This is a genomic window from Citrobacter sp. R-1.5.2 (assembly GCF_035064245.1).
Lineage (GTDB): Bacteria > Pseudomonadota > Gammaproteobacteria > Enterobacterales > Enterobacteriaceae > Citrobacter.
Window position 1 is genome coordinate 219132 of the sequence record NZ_JASEYC010000007.1, and the last position, 18405, is coordinate 237536.

The 18405-nt window shown below is 51.2% G+C and carries 15 protein-coding genes and 1 tRNA gene; 2 read left to right on the forward strand and 14 right to left on the reverse strand.

Annotated features, from left to right (window positions below; all coding sequences use genetic code 11):
- Positions 1-182: 182 nt before the first annotated feature.
- The 3 genes from dctA to QMN38_RS14930 form a co-directional block, all read right to left on the reverse strand.
- Positions 183-1469 carry a C4-dicarboxylate transporter DctC gene (dctA, locus tag QMN38_RS14920; RefSeq protein WP_048213643.1) on the reverse strand — a complete coding sequence of 429 codons (1287 nt, stop codon included), beginning with the start codon at positions 1467-1469 and terminating at the stop codon, positions 183-185.
- Between the two features lie 157 nt (positions 1470-1626).
- Positions 1627-3633, reverse strand: a complete 2007-nt coding sequence (gene hmsP / locus QMN38_RS14925) for a biofilm formation regulator HmsP (RefSeq protein WP_271448730.1) — start codon at positions 3631-3633, stop codon at positions 1627-1629.
- A gap of 226 nt (positions 3634-3859) precedes the next feature.
- Entirely contained in the window at positions 3860-3952 is a 93-nt protein-coding gene (locus QMN38_RS14930) for a type I toxin-antitoxin system toxin Ldr family protein (RefSeq protein ID WP_323605295.1), read from the reverse strand.
- A gap of 439 nt (positions 3953-4391) precedes the next feature.
- Here QMN38_RS14930 and megL point away from each other — a divergent pair, with 439 nt between their 5' ends.
- Both megL and QMN38_RS14940 read left to right on the forward strand, forming a co-directional pair.
- Positions 4392-5588: a methionine gamma-lyase gene (gene megL / locus QMN38_RS14935; protein ID WP_271440395.1), complete on the forward strand. Its 1197-nt coding sequence runs from the start codon at positions 4392-4394 to the stop codon at positions 5586-5588.
- A gap of 117 nt (positions 5589-5705) precedes the next feature.
- Complete coding sequence (locus QMN38_RS14940; RefSeq protein WP_271454429.1) at positions 5706-7004, forward strand: SLC5/6 family protein; 1299 nt, start codon at positions 5706-5708, stop codon at positions 7002-7004.
- A gap of 33 nt (positions 7005-7037) precedes the next feature.
- Here QMN38_RS14940 and QMN38_RS14945 read toward each other — a convergent pair whose 3' ends face one another.
- The 11 genes from QMN38_RS14945 to QMN38_RS14995 form a co-directional block, all read right to left on the reverse strand.
- On the reverse strand, positions 7038-8240 hold the full coding sequence (locus QMN38_RS14945; RefSeq protein WP_271456069.1) for a sigma-54 interaction domain-containing protein: 1203 nt from the start codon (positions 8238-8240) through the stop codon (positions 7038-7040).
- Between the two features lie 176 nt (positions 8241-8416).
- On the reverse strand, positions 8417-9421 hold the full coding sequence (dppF, locus tag QMN38_RS14950) for a dipeptide ABC transporter ATP-binding subunit DppF (RefSeq protein WP_043018667.1): 1005 nt from the start codon (positions 9419-9421) through the stop codon (positions 8417-8419).
- The gene (gene dppD, locus QMN38_RS14955) at positions 9418-10401 is read right to left on the reverse strand and encodes a dipeptide ABC transporter ATP-binding protein (RefSeq protein WP_323605286.1); all 984 of its coding nucleotides are present in this window, start codon (positions 10399-10401) and stop codon (positions 9418-9420) included. Before dppD ends, dppF begins: the two co-directional genes overlap by 4 nt.
- 10 nt (positions 10402-10411) lie before the next feature.
- Positions 10412-11314, reverse strand: coding sequence for a dipeptide ABC transporter permease DppC (dppC, locus tag QMN38_RS14960; RefSeq protein WP_137382040.1), 903 nt, complete (start codon positions 11312-11314; stop codon positions 10412-10414).
- A gap of 9 nt (positions 11315-11323) precedes the next feature.
- Positions 11324-12343, reverse strand: a complete 1020-nt coding sequence (gene dppB / locus QMN38_RS14965) for a dipeptide ABC transporter permease DppB (RefSeq protein ID WP_200008797.1) — start codon at positions 12341-12343, stop codon at positions 11324-11326.
- A 167-nt stretch (positions 12344-12510) separates the two neighbouring features.
- Positions 12511-14118, reverse strand: coding sequence for a dipeptide ABC transporter periplasmic-binding protein DppA (gene dppA / locus QMN38_RS14970; protein WP_271456070.1), 1608 nt, complete (start codon positions 14116-14118; stop codon positions 12511-12513).
- Complete coding sequence (locus QMN38_RS14975) at positions 14033-14269, reverse strand: hypothetical protein (RefSeq protein ID WP_170974355.1); 237 nt, start codon at positions 14267-14269, stop codon at positions 14033-14035. Before QMN38_RS14975 ends, dppA begins: the two co-directional genes overlap by 86 nt.
- Positions 14270-14478: 209 nt before the next feature.
- A complete protein-coding gene (locus tag QMN38_RS14980; RefSeq protein WP_323605287.1) occupies positions 14479-14847 on the reverse strand; it encodes a BTB/POZ domain-containing protein in 369 nt (122 codons plus the stop codon).
- A gap of 251 nt (positions 14848-15098) precedes the next feature.
- Positions 15099-15175, reverse strand: a tRNA-Pro gene (locus QMN38_RS14985).
- A gap of 90 nt (positions 15176-15265) precedes the next feature.
- Positions 15266-16957: a kdo(2)-lipid A phosphoethanolamine 7''-transferase gene (eptB, locus tag QMN38_RS14990; RefSeq protein ID WP_271456071.1), complete on the reverse strand. Its 1692-nt coding sequence runs from the start codon at positions 16955-16957 to the stop codon at positions 15266-15268.
- A 210-nt stretch (positions 16958-17167) separates the two neighbouring features.
- Positions 17168-18370, reverse strand: coding sequence for an L-lactate MFS transporter (locus QMN38_RS14995; protein ID WP_323605288.1), 1203 nt, complete (start codon positions 18368-18370; stop codon positions 17168-17170).
- Positions 18371-18405: the final 35 nt, after the last annotated feature.

Here is an 18405-nt window from a genome sequence, read left to right on the forward strand (position 1 = left end):
CCTGAGAAGGACTCTCTGAATATGACGTTAAAAACACTTCGTGTTAGACCGCAAGAACATAAAAATGTCACGGAAGAAGTGAAAAAATCCCGAAACCGTCGAACAGACAGTTTCAGGCTCAGGGGGTAATTATGCGCAAACGCCCGCAGTCCTGGAAGGGACTACGGGCATAAGTGGCGAGATTAAGAGGATAAATCGTGCGTTTTGCCATCCGGCGCACGATTATTCAGCACATCATCAAGCTTTTTGTGGTCCAGTTCTTTCACCCACTTAGCCACAACGACCGTTGCCACACCGTTACCGACCAGGTTAGTCAGCGCACGCGCTTCAGACATAAAGCGGTCAATACCCAGGATGAGCGCCAGACCCGCTACCGGCAGGTGCCCTACTGCGGAAATCGTCGCTGCCAGCACGATAAAGCCACTTCCGGTCACGCCCGCTGCACCTTTCGAGGAGAGCAGCAGCACCACCAACAGGGTTATCTGATGGAAGATATCCATATGACTATTGGTGGCCTGCGCGATAAACACCGCCGCCATCGTCAGATATATCGATGTTCCATCAAGGTTAAACGAGTAGCCGGTGGGAATAACCAGACCAACGACAGACTTCCGGCAGCCCAGCTTTTCCATCTTATCAAGCATACGCGGCAGCGCTGACTCGGAAGAAGAGGTCCCCAGAACGATCAGCAGTTCTTCACGGATATAGCGGATGAACTTAAAGATGCTGAAGCCGGTTGCGCGGGCAATCGAACCCAGCACCACGACCACAAACAAGATACAGGTGATGTAGAAGCAAATAATCAACTGACCCAGTTGCACCAGCGTTCCGACGCCATACTTACCGATGGTAAAGGCCATGGCACCGAAAGCACCGATCGGCGCAAGGCGCATGATCATGTTGATAATGCCGAAAATAACCTGCGAGAAACTTTCAATTACGTTGAAAATCATCTGGCCTTTGCTGCCCAGACGGTGCAGAGCAAAACCAAACATCACCGCGAACAACAATACCTGCAGGATGTTGCCGCTGGCGAACGCGCCGATGACGCTACCCGGGATAATATCCATCAGGAAGCCCACGATCCCCTGGTCTTTTGCCTGCTCGGCGTAAATCGCTACCGCTTTGGCATCCAGCGTTGCCGGATCGACGTTCATCCCGGCACCGGGTTGCACCACGTTGACGATGATAAGACCAATGATCAGCGCAATCGTACTAACCACTTCAAAATAAAGCAGTGCAACCGCACCGGTGCGGCCTACTGCTTTCATACTTTCCATACCTGCAATGCCGGTAACGACAGTACAGAAGATAACAGGTGCGATGACCATCTTAATGAGCTTAACGAACGCGTCGCCAAGCGGTTTCATTTGGGCGCCTAATTCAGGGTAGTAATGGCCAAGGAGGATACCAATGGCAATTGCTGTCAGGACCTGAAAGTAAAGGCTTTTGAAGATAGAGGTTTTCATAGGGTGTCCTTAAAGTAAAAACCACAGGTCTTGTAAGGTTTTGTTTAACCTGCGGCCTTAAAGTAACACCCACACAACATGACAGAAATGCACCTGGATCATAATTGATACAAATTTGTTAAAAATTTTGAACTGGCTCGCACAAGCGCTACCTTTTTTAACTTTTGTAATCAGCTGATTCCTTCGCTAAATGGCGTTCTTCGAAGATATCTGCCGGAACCGGACGGGCAAACAGGAATCCTTGCGCGACTTCCACCCCTGCCTGTGATAACCAGTCGCGTTGCGCTTCGGTTTCAACGCCTTCCGCAATCATTTGCAAATTGAGACTATGAGCCAGCTGAATAATGGCAGAAATCATACTGCTATCCTCTGGCAGGCCTTCAACAAACATCTTATCGATTTTGAGCACATCAACTGGCAGTGACTTCATGTGCTGCAACTGTCGCAGACCCGCATAGCCCATACCAAAGTCATCCAACGCAATGCGTACCCCCGCATTGCGCAGCGGACGCAGGATAGCGACAGCGGCGTTCGGATCATCGATATGTCGGCTTTCGGTAACTTCAAGAATCAAGGTGCCGGGCTTAATGCGATAACGGTTTAACAACTCCAGCAGATCCGACACCATACTAGGGTGCATCAGTTGTAGCGCAGACAGATTCACCGAAAGCGGTAACATCAGACCTCGTTCCTGCCAGGCTGCAAGTTGGCGACAAGACTCCTCCAGCACCCAATATCCAACCTTCACCATCAGACCACAGGATTCAATCCTGTCGATTAACCCTTCCGGTAATTCCCAGCTTCCGTCTGCCTGCTGCATCCGCAATAAAGCTTCAGCACTCAACATCTTGCCGCTGGCGATCTCTACCTGCGGCTGCATCCACAACGCAAATTGCTGGTGATCAAGCGCGGTCAGAATGTCGTTCTCTTCGGTCAAACGCTGCTGTGCTTCTTCCATTTGTTGCGGATCAAAGAACTGGATCTGGTTTTTACCCTTGCGACGCGAGGTTAACACTGCCGATAGCGCGCGGCTGTATAGCTGTTCCGCCGTCAAATCGCCGTAGTACATCGCCACCCCAATATTGCAACTCGGGCGTAGCTGGATACCCTGAATAGGCAACCGTTCATTCATGATAGTGAGTACTTGCTGACCTAATGTGATTGCATGCCAGGGTTCCTTCACACCGTGCGCGATAATCGCGAAGTCATAGCCGCTCACCTGAGTAAGCACCATTCTGGGTGCCAGCACCGATCTCAGTTTCTCAACCAGCGTCAACAGCAGGATTTCCCGCTGGGTCTCGGTCAATACACCGGCGGTATCACGCAGGGTTTCGCAGGTGACAATCATCAGCGCAGTTGTTTGCGGGCCAGTAACAATCTGCTCAAGTAGTCCCATTAAGAACGTCTTATTTGGCAGTTCAGAGACCGGAAAGCGCATCGAATTGTCGTTCTGCTCTTCACTGTGGCGCAGGACCAGTTGCTGATTCAGGTTGTAGCTACGCACCAACATCCCAATCTCATCATCCTGATGCATAGGCGGTAATGTCAGTTGATAGCCGATCAGTTCCTGCTGCGGGATATCGTTCAGTTCGCGAGCAATTTTGCGTAACGGGTGCACAATCAGGCGGTTAATACACCAGGAGATGGCGACCGACAGGATTAACGACAAAAGTAAGTAAATGGTCACTAACGTTGAAAGCGTGCTCGTCACGAATTTGTACATGCGGTATGAATCCGCTTGTAACACCAGATACGCCAGCGGCTGTGGGTTGGCGGAGCGCTCAAGAGAATAGACCGGGAGCGAAATCTGCACCGGCAGTTCAAACAGTCGAGTCACCGTAACCGGAACGGGGCGTTCAGGGATAAAGCTCATCCGCAATGCCTGAAACTGGTTAGGCAGTACCACATCCGCGCGACTGACCACGCCAGCGGGCTGGATACGGCTTAAAATCATTTCCGCTTCGGGGATATCCCCCTTCAGGATGGCGGCCGACAGAGGTTCACGGACGGAGCGAGCGATGCTTTCCAGTTGCGTAGCCGTGTTATAGCGGTTCTGCTGGACCAAATGGAACAACAAAACGGTGCAAAAAATAAAAACAAACACCATGACAACGGCCGCAACCATCGCCATCTGCTTAATTGTTAACGAGCGACTGACACGCAAACTGACTCTCCACGGATAGACAAAAACTGCCGTCAGAGTATACCCCATCGTAGCGGTATTAAGAGAGGCGGTATCTGAAAACTTCCCTTTGGGCATTATCGCCGCAGGTTAGACACATGACGCTGGGATTTACCTGCAATTAAGGCGAAAAAGGCCGCAAAGTTGCCTCTGCGGCCTGGTTCGGACGCATATTGCCATTACGGCAACCAGACACCCATAAGGGGCATTACTTACTGTTACGTAGCCAGTTCACAATCAGGCTGGCAATAATACCAGCGATGATCGGCGCTGCCAGATCGTGCCAGAAAGCACTACCCAGTTACATGAGCGTCATATAGCCGCCTGCGTTGCAATGGCAACTATTCACGGCTATTCTTGAGTTGTTCAGGTTCAAGTTAGCCCCCGTTTTGTTGCCAGGTTTTTACCGAACAACGTGCGGGGGTTTTCTCTTTCCAGCAACCTATGCCGCCGGGGATCAAGCCCCCGCAACATTGCGCCTCACCGGGATATCCCGGCTTGCCGCTGATTCTACGGTAACCCATTCGCCATATCACTGCGCAATATTCCGCTCTGCGTAGCGCCTCGCACTTCACCCGTTTCTCGCCAGTACGCTGGAAAGATTCTTGCCAGTTGGCAACATTCCTGCCGACCATCAATCAAGGAAAACACATAACCCATTGATATCTATTAATTCATTTTCTGGCACAGCAATTGCTATTTGAGTGTGAGCTGTTCTGTTCCGAATTAAAGGAGATATCATGTCTGACTGTCGTACTTACGGATTCAATACCCAGATCGTTCACGCGGGACAACAACCCGACCCTTCAACCGGCGCGCTCAGTACGCCTATCTTCCAGACTTCAACGTTTGTTTTTGACAGCGCCGAACAGGGTGCCGCCCGCTTTGCGCTCGAAGAGTCCGGGTACATTTATACCCGTTTGGGTAACCCCACCACCGATGCGCTGGAGAAAAAGCTGGCAGTTCTGGAAAGGGGTGAAGCCGCGCTGGCAACGGCATCCGGCATTTCCGCCATCACCACAACTCTGCTGACGCTGTGTCAACAAGGTGACCATATCGTTTCTGCCAGCGCAATTTATGGTTGTACTCACGCATTTCTGTCGCACAGCATGCCGAAGTTCGGCATTAACGTGAGTTTTGTCGACGCCGCGAAACCGGAAGAAATCCGCGCCGCAATGCGGCCGGAAACTAAAGTGGTGTATATCGAAACGCCCGCCAACCCGACGCTCTCATTGGTCGATATCGAAACAGTGGCGGGCATTGCCCACCAGCAGGGCGCTTTGCTGGTCGTGGATAACACCTTTATGTCGCCATATTGTCAGCAGCCTCTGCAATTGGGCGCAGACATCGTGGTCCACAGTGTAACCAAGTACATTAACGGACACGGTGATGTGATTGGCGGCATCATTGTCGGGAAGCAGGAGTTTATCGACCAGGCGCGGTTTGTCGGTTTGAAGGATATTACCGGTGGCTGTATGAGCCCTTTCAACGCCTGGCTAACCCTACGCGGCGTTAAAACATTGGGCATTCGTATGGAACGTCACTGTGAAAACGCGCTGAAAATTGCCCGTTTCCTGGAAGGACATCCCTCCATTACCCGCGTGTATTATCCAGGTCTGACTTCGCACCCACAGTATGAGCTGGGCCAACGGCAGATGAGCCTGCCCGGGGGAATTATCAGCTTTGAAATTGCCGGCGGCCTCGATGCTGGCAGACGGATGATCAATTCTGTAGAATTGTGCCTCCTCGCGGTCAGTCTCGGTGATACCGAAACCCTCATTCAGCACCCAGCGTCTATGACACATTCGCCCGTTGCGCCAGAGGAACGGCTTAAAGCAGGTATTACCGACGGACTTATCCGTCTTTCTGTCGGTCTTGAAGATCCAGAAGATATTATTAACGACCTTGAACACGCCATCAGAAAGGCAACATTCTGACCATTACGACCTGAACCGACGATGCTCGGTTCAGGTCGTTGAGAATCAAGGCACAACAGTCTGGCTATACGCGCACTCCTTTTTTGGGGAGAACGGGTATTTTGGGCAGGGGGTTCTATGCAGGACAACACATTACAATTAAGCAACAATACAGCAACCGCCGTACCATTCTCAAAGAAAATACCATTTACAAAATACGATTTTGGCTGGGTATTACTCTGCATCGGCATGGCAATTGGTGCTGGTACAGTTCTGATGCCGGTACAAATTGGCTTAACCGGCATTTGGGTTTTTATTGTCGCCTTTATTATCGCTTACCCGGCAACGTATATTGTGCAGGACATTTATTTAAAAACATTATCCGAAAGTGAAACCTGCAATGACTACACCGATATTATAAGTCATTACCTTGGAAAAAACTGGGGTGTATTTCTCGGTGTGATTTACTTTTTGATGATTATTCATGGAATATTCATCTATTCATTATCCGTTGTTTTTGACAGTGCCTCATATATAAAAACCTTCGGGCTAACCGACACCGACCTTTCGCAATCAATCATCTATAAAGTGGCTATTTTTGCGGTACTGGTCGCCATTGCTTCCGGTGGAGAAAAGCTGCTGTTCAAAATCTCCGGCCCGATGGTGGTGGTAAAAGTCGGCATTATCATTATCTTCGGCTTTGCGATGGTCCCACACTGGAACTTCAGCAATATCAGCGCCTTTCCTGAAGCTTCGGTCTTCTTTCGTGACGTTCTGTTGACCATCCCATTCTGCTTCTTCTCTGCGGTGTTTATTCAGGTGCTCAACCCCATGAATATCGCCTACCGCAAACGGGTGGCTGATCGGGTACTGGCAACGCGCATGGCCATTCGTACCCACCGCATCAGCTACATTACGTTGATTGCAGTCATCCTGTTTTTCTCATTCTCATTTACCTTTTCGATTAGCCATGAAGAGGCGGTTTCAGCCTTCGAACAGAATATTTCTGCACTGGCTCTGGCGGCGCAGGTCATTCCTGGTCAGATTATTCATATCACCTCCACGATATTGAATATCTTTGCTGTCCTGACCGCATTCTTCGGTATTTACCTGGGCTTCCATGAAGCGATTAAAGGAATTATCCTTAACGTGCTTAGCCGCGTAATTGATGTTGATAAAATAAACCCACTAGTGCTTACATTGGGTATTTGCACGTTTATCGTTATTACGCTGGTTATTTGGGTTTCGTTCCGCGTCTCAGTGCTGGTATTCTTCCAGTTAGGCAGTCCGCTATATGGAATTGTGTCGTGTATTATTCCGTTTTTCTTGATCTATAAAGTGGCGCAACTGGAAAAACTGCGCGGGCTAAAAACCTGGCTAATCCTGATCTACGGGATTTTGCTGTGCCTGTCGCCACTGTTAAAACTGATTGAATAATCCGATGACAGCGCCGTCAATGTCTGGCGGCGCTTAACTCACGCTCTCAAGCTGGTAACTCCGAATTTTATTCAATACCGTGGTATGCGATACGCCCAGCGCCTTAGCAATATGCCGCGACGACACATTCTCTTCCACCATCTGCTCAATTAACTGACGCTCAGCACACTGGACCTGTTCTTTAAACGGACGTTGGGTGTGGCGCAATTCGCCTGCCGACAGATTCGCCATCCCCAGGTCCTCCCGGGTAATAACATCAGATTCGGCCATCAGCATCAGACGAATAATCGTGTTTTCCAGCTCACGTACGTTCCCCGGCCAGCTGTGCTGGTGCAAAGCGTCAAAACAGGCTTTATCCAGAATAATTCGCCGTTGGAACTCCTTCGCGTATTTCTGCACAAAGTGGCGGATCAGCAGACTGATATCCTGTGGGCGCTCGCGTAACGGTGGAATGGTGAGTGAAAGTACGTTGATGCGGTAATAGAGATCGGCGCGCAGCAGACGTTGCTCCACCATCTCTTCCAGATTCGCGTTAGTCGCCACAATAATACGCGCATTAACCGGAATGGTTTGCGCCCCGCCAACGCGACGGATCCCCCCATCCTGAAGGACACGCAACAATTTGGCCTGTAAGCTCAGCGACATTTCACCAAACTCATCCAGAAAAAGGGTGCCTTTATCAGCCATTTCAAACAACCCTTTTTTGCCTTTACAGTCCGCGCCACTGAAGGCCCCTTTCTCATAGCCAAAAAATTCACTTTCCATCAGCGATTCGGGAAGCGCTGAACAGTTAACCGGAATAAACGGATAAAAACGCCGTGACCCGGAATTATGGATGGCCCGGGCCAGCAGCTCCTTACCGGTTCCGGTTTCACCACGAACCAAAACGGTATATTTGCTATCCGCTATTCTGATCGCTTTTTCTATCAGCAGTTGCATACTCTGGCTGCTGCAAATAATGTCAGAAAAATAACGCGGACGTTCCGGTTCAGACATCGACAGTTCGCTTATCTCTTCACACAGATAAGCAACGTTAATAATATCAGCGCGTTGGCTTAAGCTGGATTGTACGCAGGAAATATCCTGCAACTGTCGACACCAGGATTTAATCAGAATGCGTCCAGGCGTAACTTTCATGGAGATGATATTGATATCACAGCAGGAAAATTCCTTCAGGACATCCTCAACCATCGACAGACGATCAATTGTTTTAATATCCCAGCGTATCGTGACCACATTTGCTCCTGGTAGTTAGCAACTGCGAAGTAGATATTTCTGTGACGAAAGCCAACCTGACTACATTCTAGACACTATGGAATAATGTTCTGCCAATGGACTCACATTGTGGGAGTAAAAACGAATTATAAAAAAACCGGAGCACAAGGCTCCGGTTATTAGGTCATAACCCACGTTTATTGCTGCGGATTTTCATCCTGGTCAACGGCAAAGCACGCTACCAGTTGGCCGCCGTAGTCTTTCAACTGTGGCTGTAGCTGGGTACAAGGACCAAAGCGACGACGGCAACGGGCATTGAACGCACAGCCCGGTGGCGGATTCAGCGGGCTTGGCAGCTCGCCGGTCAGCTTAATGCGCTCGCGGCGGTCATCCGGGTTCAGACGTGGTGTCGCAGAAAGCAGCGCCTGCGTATACGGATGGCGCGGATTATTGAAGATCTGATCCTTGGTGCCCTTTTCCACACAACGGCCCAGGTACATCACCATCACTTCATCCGCAATATGTTCCACTACCGACAGGTCGTGCGAGATAAAGACGTAGGACAGCCCCAGTTCCTGCTGCAGATCCATCATCAGGTTCAACACCTGCGCGCGCACGGATACATCCAGCGCGGAAACGGGTTCGTCGGCAATCACTACGTCCGGGTCAAGCATCAGGCCACGGGCAATCGCAATACGCTGACGCTGACCGCCGGAGAACATATGCGGATAGCGGTCGTAGTGCTCGGTTTTCAGCCCCACTTTCGCCATCATCGCCAGCGCTTTTTCACGGCGCTGCTCTTTGCTGAGCGTGGAGTTGATCAGCAACGGCTCTTCCAGAATCTGCCCCACTTTCTTACGCGGGTTCAGAGAACCGTACGGGTTCTGGAACACAATCTGGATTTTCTGCCGACGCAACTTCTGCGCCTGCGGGTCGTGCTTCAGCAGATCCTGTCCCTGGTAATACAGTTCACCGCCGGTCGGGACTTCAATCATCGTCAGCAGGCGTCCAAGAGTGGATTTCCCACAACCCGACTCACCGACTACCGCCAATGTTTTACCGCGCTCTAAGGTGAACGAAACACCGTCCAGCGCTTTCACCAGGCGTTCCGGAGCGAACATACCCTTCTTCACCGGATAGTGTTTTTTCAGATCAATGGCCTGCAACAGCGGCTGTGGCAAAGCGGCCTTTTGCGTACTCATAGCCCAGGCCTCCCGGCATCATCAAGTGGGTAGTGGCATTTCGACTGACGACCGCCTTCCAGCAGGTTCAGTTCAGGTTCTTCAGCCCGGCATTTTTCGGTTGCATAGGGGCAGCGAGGATTCAACAGACAACCGTTCGGGCGGTCATATTTCCCTGGCACCACACCCGGCAACGATGCCAGACGCGCTTTATCCTGAGCAAACTCTGGCAACGCACGCAGCAACGCCTGGGTATATGGATGACGCGGTGCGCGGAAAATGTCGTGCGCCGCTCCGGTTTCCACCACCTGACCGGCATACATCACGATAATTTTATGCGCAGCCTCCGCCACCAGCGCCAGGTCATGAGTGATCAGAACCAGCGCCATATTCTCTTTCTGTTGCAGTTCCAACAGCAGCTCAATGATCTGTGCCTGAATGGTCACATCCAGCGCTGTTGTCGGTTCGTCGGCAATGAGCAGCTTCGGACGACAGGCGATCGCCATCGCGATCATCACACGCTGGCTCATCCCACCGGACAGCTGGTGCGGATACACATCCAGACGCGAGGCCGGGTCAGGGATACCCACCAGGGTTAGCAGGTCAATTGCCCGCTGAACACGCGTTTTTTTATTTCCGCCCTGGTGCACCTTAATGGCTTCCATGATCTGGTAACCCACGGTATAGCACGGGTTAAGACTGGTCATCGGGTCCTGGAAGATCATTGCCACTTCCGCACCCACCAACTGACGACGCTCTTTCTCAGAGATACGCTTCAGATCGCGACCGTTAAACTCCAGATTTTCGGCCATCACGCGGCCGGGGTAGTCAATCAGCCCCATAATCGCCAGCGAACTGACCGATTTACCGGAGCCGGATTCGCCCACAATACCAACCACTTCGCCCTGGTTCACACTGTAACTAATACGGTCTACGGCGCGGAATTCGGAACCAACGTCACCGAAGTGCACCGATAATTTATCTACATTTAATAACGCCATCTCGAACCTCTTACTGCTTCAGTTTGGGATCGAGCGCGTCACGCAGACCGTCACCCATCAGGTTAAATGCCAGCACCGTCAGCAGGATCGCCAGACCCGGGAAGGTCACGACCCACCAGGCACTCTGCGCAAACTGCAACACATCGGAGAGCATGGTTCCCCATTCCGGTGTTGGTGGTTGCGCACCCATACCCAGGAAGCCAAGCGCGGCCATATCGAGAATAGCGTTAGAGAAACCGAGCGACGCCTGAACGATCAGCGGCGCAAGACAGTTAGGAAGAATATTAACGAACATCTGACGCATCGCACCTGCACCCGCTACGCGGGAAGCGGTAACGTAATCGCGGTTCACTTCCACCAGAACTGCGGCACGCGTCAGACGGACATAGTGCGGCAATGCCACGAACGTCAACGCCAGCGCGGCGTTACCAATAGAAGGACCAAATACGGCAACCAGCACCAGAGCCAGCAGCAGGCTCGGCAGCGCCAGCATAATATCGACCACACGCATGATGACGTTATCGACGATACCGCCAAAGTAACCGGCAACCAGACCGAGCACCACGCCCATCAACAGGGACAGTACGACCACCAGGCAGCCAACCAGCAGCGATAAACGCGCACCATACATCAGACGCGACAGCACATCGCGGCCGACATCGTCAGTACCGAACAGATGTGCCATGGTGCCGCCTTCCTGCCACGCAGGAGGAGCCAATAGCGTATCGCGGAACTGATCAGCTGGATTGTACGGTGCGAGAACGTTGGCAAAGACCGCAATCAGGATCATCACCACCACATACACCAGCCCGACAACCGCACCTTTGTTGCGTTTAAAATAGTGCCAGAACTCCTGCAACGGGGTCATCGGCACCGGTGCAGCAATAACTTTATTTTCAGTAACCTGTGACATGATGGCCCCTTACTTCTTATGCCGAATACGCGGGTTCACCACGCCGTACAGTAGGTCTACCAGCAGGTTGACGAGAATAATCATCGTCGCCACCAGTAATACCCCGCCCTGCACTACCGGATAATCACGGCGTTGCAGCGCATCAATCAGCCAGCGCCCCAGACCCGGCCACGAGAAGATGGTTTCGGTCAGGATCGCCCCCGCCAGCAGCGTACCGACCTGAAGGCCAATAACGGTCACAACAGGCAGCATGGCGTTACGCAGAGCATGAATGATGATGACGCGCATACGGGTCAACCCTTTGGCGCGCGCGGTACGAATGTAGTCTTCGCCCAGCACTTCCAACATCGATGAACGGGTCATACGCACAATCACCGCCAGGGGAATGGTGCCAAGCACCATCGCCGGCAGGATCATATGCGCCAGCGCATCAATGAAGTTGCCCTCTTCACCCCAGATGGCTGTGTCGATCAGCATAAATCCGGTCAGTGGATTGGAATCATCAAGGAACACCATGTCGCTCACGCGACCGGAAACCGGCGTCAGATTCCACTGCACAGAAACCAACATGATCAGCATCATGCCCCACCAGAAGATAGGCATTGAGTAGCCGGTCAGCGCCAGACCAACGGCGGTATGATCAAAAATAGAACCACGCTTAACGGCGGCCAGTACACCGACTGGGATACCGACTGCGGTGGCGAAAATCATGGCGCAGACACCGAGTTCCAGTGTCGCTTTAAAGCGAGGCACGAACTCTTCCCACACCGGTAAGCGGCTTTTCAGCGAGATACCGAGATCACCATGCATAACCCCCCAAATATAATGGAGGTACTGCTGCCACATCGGCTTATCCAGACCAAGTTCAGCCAGCAATTGAGCGTGACGCTCAGGGGAGATCCCACGTTCACCTGCCATGATCATGACCGGATCGCCGGGGATCATATGGACGAAGGCAAAGGTGAGAAGAGTGATACCGATAAACGTGGGGATGACGAGTCCCAAACGTCGGAGAATGAACTGCAACATAACCCGGATTCTCTCTAATGACGCGCAGCCTGGTGACAGTGCGTCTGTATTGCTCACAAATCTTATCCCACGCAAACTGCATCGCGGGTAAAGCATTACGCCGGAGGGCGCTGCGCTTATCCGGCTTACACAATACCGGGGCGCAGCGCTTCCTTAATTGCTTTTAATTATTCGACAGAAACGTTTTCGAAGTGGTGTTTGCCTAATGGATCAACCACATAGCCTTTGACTTCTTTACGCACTGGCTCGTACACGGTGGAGTGAGCAATGATCAGCGCAGGTGCCTGGTCATGCATCACAACCTGAGCCTGTTTGTAGAGCTCAATACGCTTGTTGTGGTCATCGGTTGCACGTGCCGGCTGAATCAGATCTTCAAACGGCTTGTAGCACCAGCGAGAGTAGTTGGAGCCATCTTTCGCCGCAGCACAGCTAAACAGCGTGGCGAAGAAGTTATCCGGATCCCCGTTATCACCGGTCCAGCCCATCATTACAGCCTGATGTTCACCAGACTTGGCACGCTTGAGGTACTCACCCCATTCGTAGGTAACAATCTTGGCCTGAACACCAATTTTCGCCCAGTCAGCCTGGATCATTTCAGCCATACGGCGCGCGTTCGGGTTATACGGACGCTGTACCGGCATTGCCCACAGTTCAACGGTAAAGCCTTTATCCTGACCGGCTTCTTTCAGCAGTGCTTTCGCTTTCTCAGGATCGTAGTTGTAATCTTTAACGTCGTCGTTATAGCCCCACATGGTCGGCGGGATCAGGTTCTTCGCGGCAACTCCAGCCCCCTGATAAACAGCCTTGATGATCGCTTCTTTGTTTACCGCATAGGTCAACGCCTGACGAACTTTCACGTCATCAAACGGTTTCTTCTCGGTGTTGAAAGAGAGATAACCGACGTTCAGACCAGCCTGCTCCATCAGATTGATATTTTTGTCCTGCTTCATGCGCGCAATGTCCGCCGGGTTCGGATACGGCATCACCTGGCATTCATTTTTCTGCAGTTTGGCATAACGCACGGAAGCGTCAGGCGTAATGGAGAAGACCAGACGGTCAATCTGCGGCTTGGTGCCCCAGAAGCCGTCGAACGCTTTATACAGAATACGAGAATCTTTCTGGTACTGTTGCAGCTGGAACGGACCGGTACCGATTGGGTTCAGGTCAACTTTCTCCGGCGAACCGGCCTTCAGCATGTTGTCCGCATATTCTTTAGAAAGAATAGAGGCGAAGTCCATGGCCAGGTCAGCCAGGAACGGTGCTTCCGGACGGGTCAGTACGAACTGGACAGTTTTATCGTCCACTTTTTTCACTTCGCTGATCAGGTCAGGCAGACCCATCCCTTCGAAGTATTCGTAGCTACCGCCAGAAACTTTATGGTACGGGTTCTGAGCATTTTTCTGACGATCGAAAGAGAACACCACGTCATCAGCGTTGAAATCACGCGTCGGCTTGAATTCTTTATTGTCCTGCCACTTCACGCCAGGGCGAAGGTGGAAGGTATAGGTTTTACCGTCTTCGCTGATTTCCCACTTCTCAGCAAGGCCGGGGATCACTTCGGTGGTACCGGTTTTGAATTCAACCAGGCGGTTATAGATCGGTACGGAGCTGGCATCATAGGTAGTACCAGAGGTGAAAAGCTGCGGGTTAAAGCCTTCAGGAGATCCTTCTGAACAATAAACCAGAGTTTTAGCCTGTACGCTTGCGGCGCAGGTCATGGCCACCAGGCTCAGACCAAGCTTCAGCATCCCTGACTTCTTCAAGGAAATACTCATTCTTCTGCTCCAAATGTGATGTTTGTTGTTTTACCCTTTGCAGTGGGTTTGCACCGCCTGGCCTTTTTTGTTTTTTACCCGGCCGGGTCGGCGTTAAGAGGATGGGGATTCCGTTCACATAAGCGACTGAGTTGCAGTGCGGATTCTCCATGAAATGCCCCTCATGCCCTACAATCTGTCAACAGAATGTGAAAACGTCAATACAGGTAACCGTGATTTACACCAACGGTGAGAATTGGCAAACAAAGATTAAAAAAAGTGCAGGCGGGTATTTTCAGCAGGGAAATTTGTGCTACGCGCACTATGCCAGAATAAATATCTTCATATTCAGAAACATTTGGTGATTAACATTTATGCAAATTATGAAAATTTTCTCAACACATGCTGCATATCTGAGCGATTAATACCATGAACGTTAAAACGCACAGCGGAAAATGCTGGGTTCAGCCATAAGTAACGCAAAAAAAGATTCAAGCAAATATAAAAAAAGGCAATGGAATATGTCACAGAATCGTTAACAGTCAGTGGGAAGTGGTGCACAATTTTTGCAGATAAAATGAAGGTCAAAATAGGGATGGGAAACCGCAAAATACATCCTGTCAGCGCTTGCCTGTAGGCCGGATAAGGTGCTTGCGATGCCAAAACGGTGTAATGTTTTGCCTGATGGCGCTGCGTTCGTAGGCCGGATAAGGCGTCTACGCCGCCATCCGGCGATGCCAAACGCTGCAATGTTTTGCCTGATGGCTCTGTGTTCGTAGGCCGGATAAGGCGTCTACGCCGCCATCCGGCGATGCCAAAACGCTGCAATGTTTTGCCTGATAGCACTGCGTTCGTAGGCCGGATAAGGCGTCTACGCCGCCATCCGGCGATGCCGACTCCCGCGCGCTTTAATTGCCTGATGGCGCTGCGCTTATCAGGCCTACAAATATTTTGGATTCCAGAAAGCAAAAAACCCTGCTCGTTGAGCAGGGTTTTAAATTTGGTCGGTGATAGAGGATTCGAACCTCCGACCCCTTCGTCCCGAACGAAGTGCGCTACCAGGCTGCGCCAATCACCGAATGCGGGGCGCATCTTACTGCTCAGCTGCGCGCCCGTCAATCCCTTAGTATCAAAATGCCATTCGATCGGTGAGAAAGTCAGCAGCCCATTACCGGGCTACAACCTTCTTATCGTCCGGGACATGACACCAGTTGTTATTCTCATTTATACCGCCGTTTGGCGAGGTATATCCAAGGCAACCGAGAATGGTGTCGTACAGTTCAACATGGCGACGCGGAACCTTCATATCAGCCTCCTGCTTAAGGTGGGCGAAGGCTTTCGCATGATCGGGGTCTTCCAGATACTTATCAGACATCCACACCAACATAGGAACGCGGAACTGCTCTGGTGGTGCCATTTTACGTGGCGTACCGTGCAGGTGCTCACGCTCGTTGATCGACTCACCGTGATCGGCAGCATAGAACACGATCGCTTTCTTATCGCGCAGCTGGTCAAACACTTTGGTGATAAAGTGGTCAACATAAGTTACCGAGTTATCAAATGAGTTAATCATCTGCGCTTTCGAACAACCGCTATCAACATTGACACACTCCGGCTTCCACTGGGCGTACTCACGGGTATAGCGCTGCGTGTAGTTAAAGTGTGAGCCTTTGGTATGCAGGATAATCAGGTGCTTACCATTATCGTCCGGTTTGATTGATTGCTGCATCTCAGAAATCAGCAGCATATCGTCAACCGTTTTGCCACGGTTACGCGGCTCAGCGCCAATCTGCTCACGATATGCGATGTTCTCCGCCATCGTGTTGCTGTAGAACCACATCTCACTTTGCATCGCGTAGAGATCGGTATTAAAACCTAGCTGGCTGAGTACGGAAAAGACGTTTTGTTCTTTCAGCGTACGCTGCGGGTTTTCCTCTGCTCCGCCTTCACGAACAAACATACAGCGTAGCGAAAGTTTGGTTGCCGTATCACACGAATATCCGCGGAAAGCGGCCAGGTTTTTTTCCTGAGCCAGCCTTGGCGTAGTATTTCTCTCGTAGCCAAAAATACCCATATGATCCCAACGGGTCGTTTCGCCGATAATAAACACGACGTAGGTATCATCAATATTCTTGGGGGCGACGTAGGTAAATTTCTTCGCCGGATTCATCAGCGACTTGTTATCTGAAGACTCATCAACCTGCGCCCAGGCATACAGACCCAGCGCGGACAACCAGTTTGAAGGCAAATATGAATTTGCCACTACGCCACCGTAGCTGGGCAAATCAATACCCGTTTCCCGTTCAACCGATTTCTGCTGTATTCCCAGTAACCGAATCGGCGCCCACACCATCAAGCCAGCCAACAGAACAACGGCCACGCTACGCCATCTCATACCTGGCGTACGTATCTGTTTTAACAGGGTATAGCGGCAGCGATTACTCCAGATAAGCAGCAGCGGTAAGATGCTGACCGAGACCAGCCACACAATAAAATGCCAGCCCACAACTTCCTTTGATAAATCAATATCGGTTGTCATGACCGAGGCAATAATGCCGTAGCCAATTACCACATTCAGGAAGGTCATGTAATAGCTGGCACCAGCGGAACACAGCACCACAAAGGTAGCCAGTACACGCCAGGCCCGCCGACCAAACAGAGACAGAAGACGAAGTAAAAAGAAGGTAACCAGCACGGTGCCGGCTAATTCAACAACCGCAGAGATTCCTTTCAGCGCGGTAAATTCCTGCACATAGCTGCCGATGCGGCGATAAAAAACTGCGCAGTTCATAAACAGACCGATATAGAGCGCAAGCAAGAAGCTAAGCTTTTGCTGCGTCATCGATTTAATGTATCTCATGCAAAAAAACCCTGGGAATCGGGATAAAAACACCCTGTGAAGTGGTCAATCGAACCAAACAGGGAAAAATGCGACAACAGCAGAGATGAAATGTCTACGGGCGCGGCTAAGTAGACCACAGGAGGGGAGAAAAGTGCTTATGGAGAATGCAAACGGCGCATATATTTTTGTAAATATATGCGCCGTGTATAAATCAGACAAAGAGTAAAATCAGGCGTGTGCCTCAGTAAATACACTACGCTGCGGCTGGCGAATGGTCGTGGACAGCGCCAACGAGATGATTAACAGCGCAAAGATAACGCAGAAGGTCACATAGAAACCGCCGAACAGCGAGGCGATAATTGACCCGCAGATGCTGCCAATCCCGAAGCCCAGGTAGATGACCCCATAGTTTTTCGCGAGGTTATTCAGGCCGAAGAACTCACTCACCAGTGACGGAAAAACCGTAATGGTGCCACCGAAGTTGAAGGCGACACAGGCAATGGCTGCGAAGAATGTCACTTCATTCAGCGGAGCAAAAAGCAGCGCCGCCATACCCACCAGCGAAACAACCTGACCAATGGTGATAACGCGAATACGGGAAATTTTGTCGGACAGAATACCCAGAACCAGACGACCTGACAGGTTCGCGATAGAAATAACAGTTACCGCATTCGCCGCTGTTGCCACATCCATTTTTGCCAGGCTTTGGGCGATATCTTTCGCGACACCAATCACGTAAAGCCCGCTCATGCATGCTGTCAGGAACATCACTGCCAACATCCAGTACTGTGGTTTACGCATGGATTGCGCCAGCGTGTAGTCGTTCTCTACCACGCCATTTACGGCTTTAACTTCCTGGTTTGGCGCATCTTTCATCAGCGTGGAGCCAAAGACAATCATCACCAGTACAATCGCGCCCCAAATCATAAAGGTCTTTTCCAGACCCACTGTGCTCAGCAGTTGGCTGTCGATAAATTTAAAGCCGAGGCTACCCAGGCCGTAAGAACCGATCGCAAAGGCGGAAATCAGCCCTTTACGCTCAGGGAACCATTTCACGCAGTTGGACAGGGTTAACAGGTATCCTGCACCGTCAGCCAGGCCAACCAGTACACCGGCACTCAGCCACAGCATAATCAAGCTGTCAGAATGCGCGGTTAAGAAGAAGCCCACACCCAGTAAGATACCGGATGCCATGGTGACGCGTTTCACGCCGAAACGTTCCTGAAGCTTCCCGGCGACGGAAGAAGAGATCGCCAGACCCAGACTCAGCAAACCAAAGGAAAATGCGACCTGACTAACCGGTTCATCGAGCTTTGAAGAGAGTGCGCCATTGAACAGGCTCCAGGTATAAACAGAACCTAATGCAAATTGGGTAATGATGGTGCCGATCAGTGTCAGCCACCGGGTACGCTGATAATCAGAAGTTTTCATGGCAGTCTTCCTGCATAAACAAAATGGGAAATTCT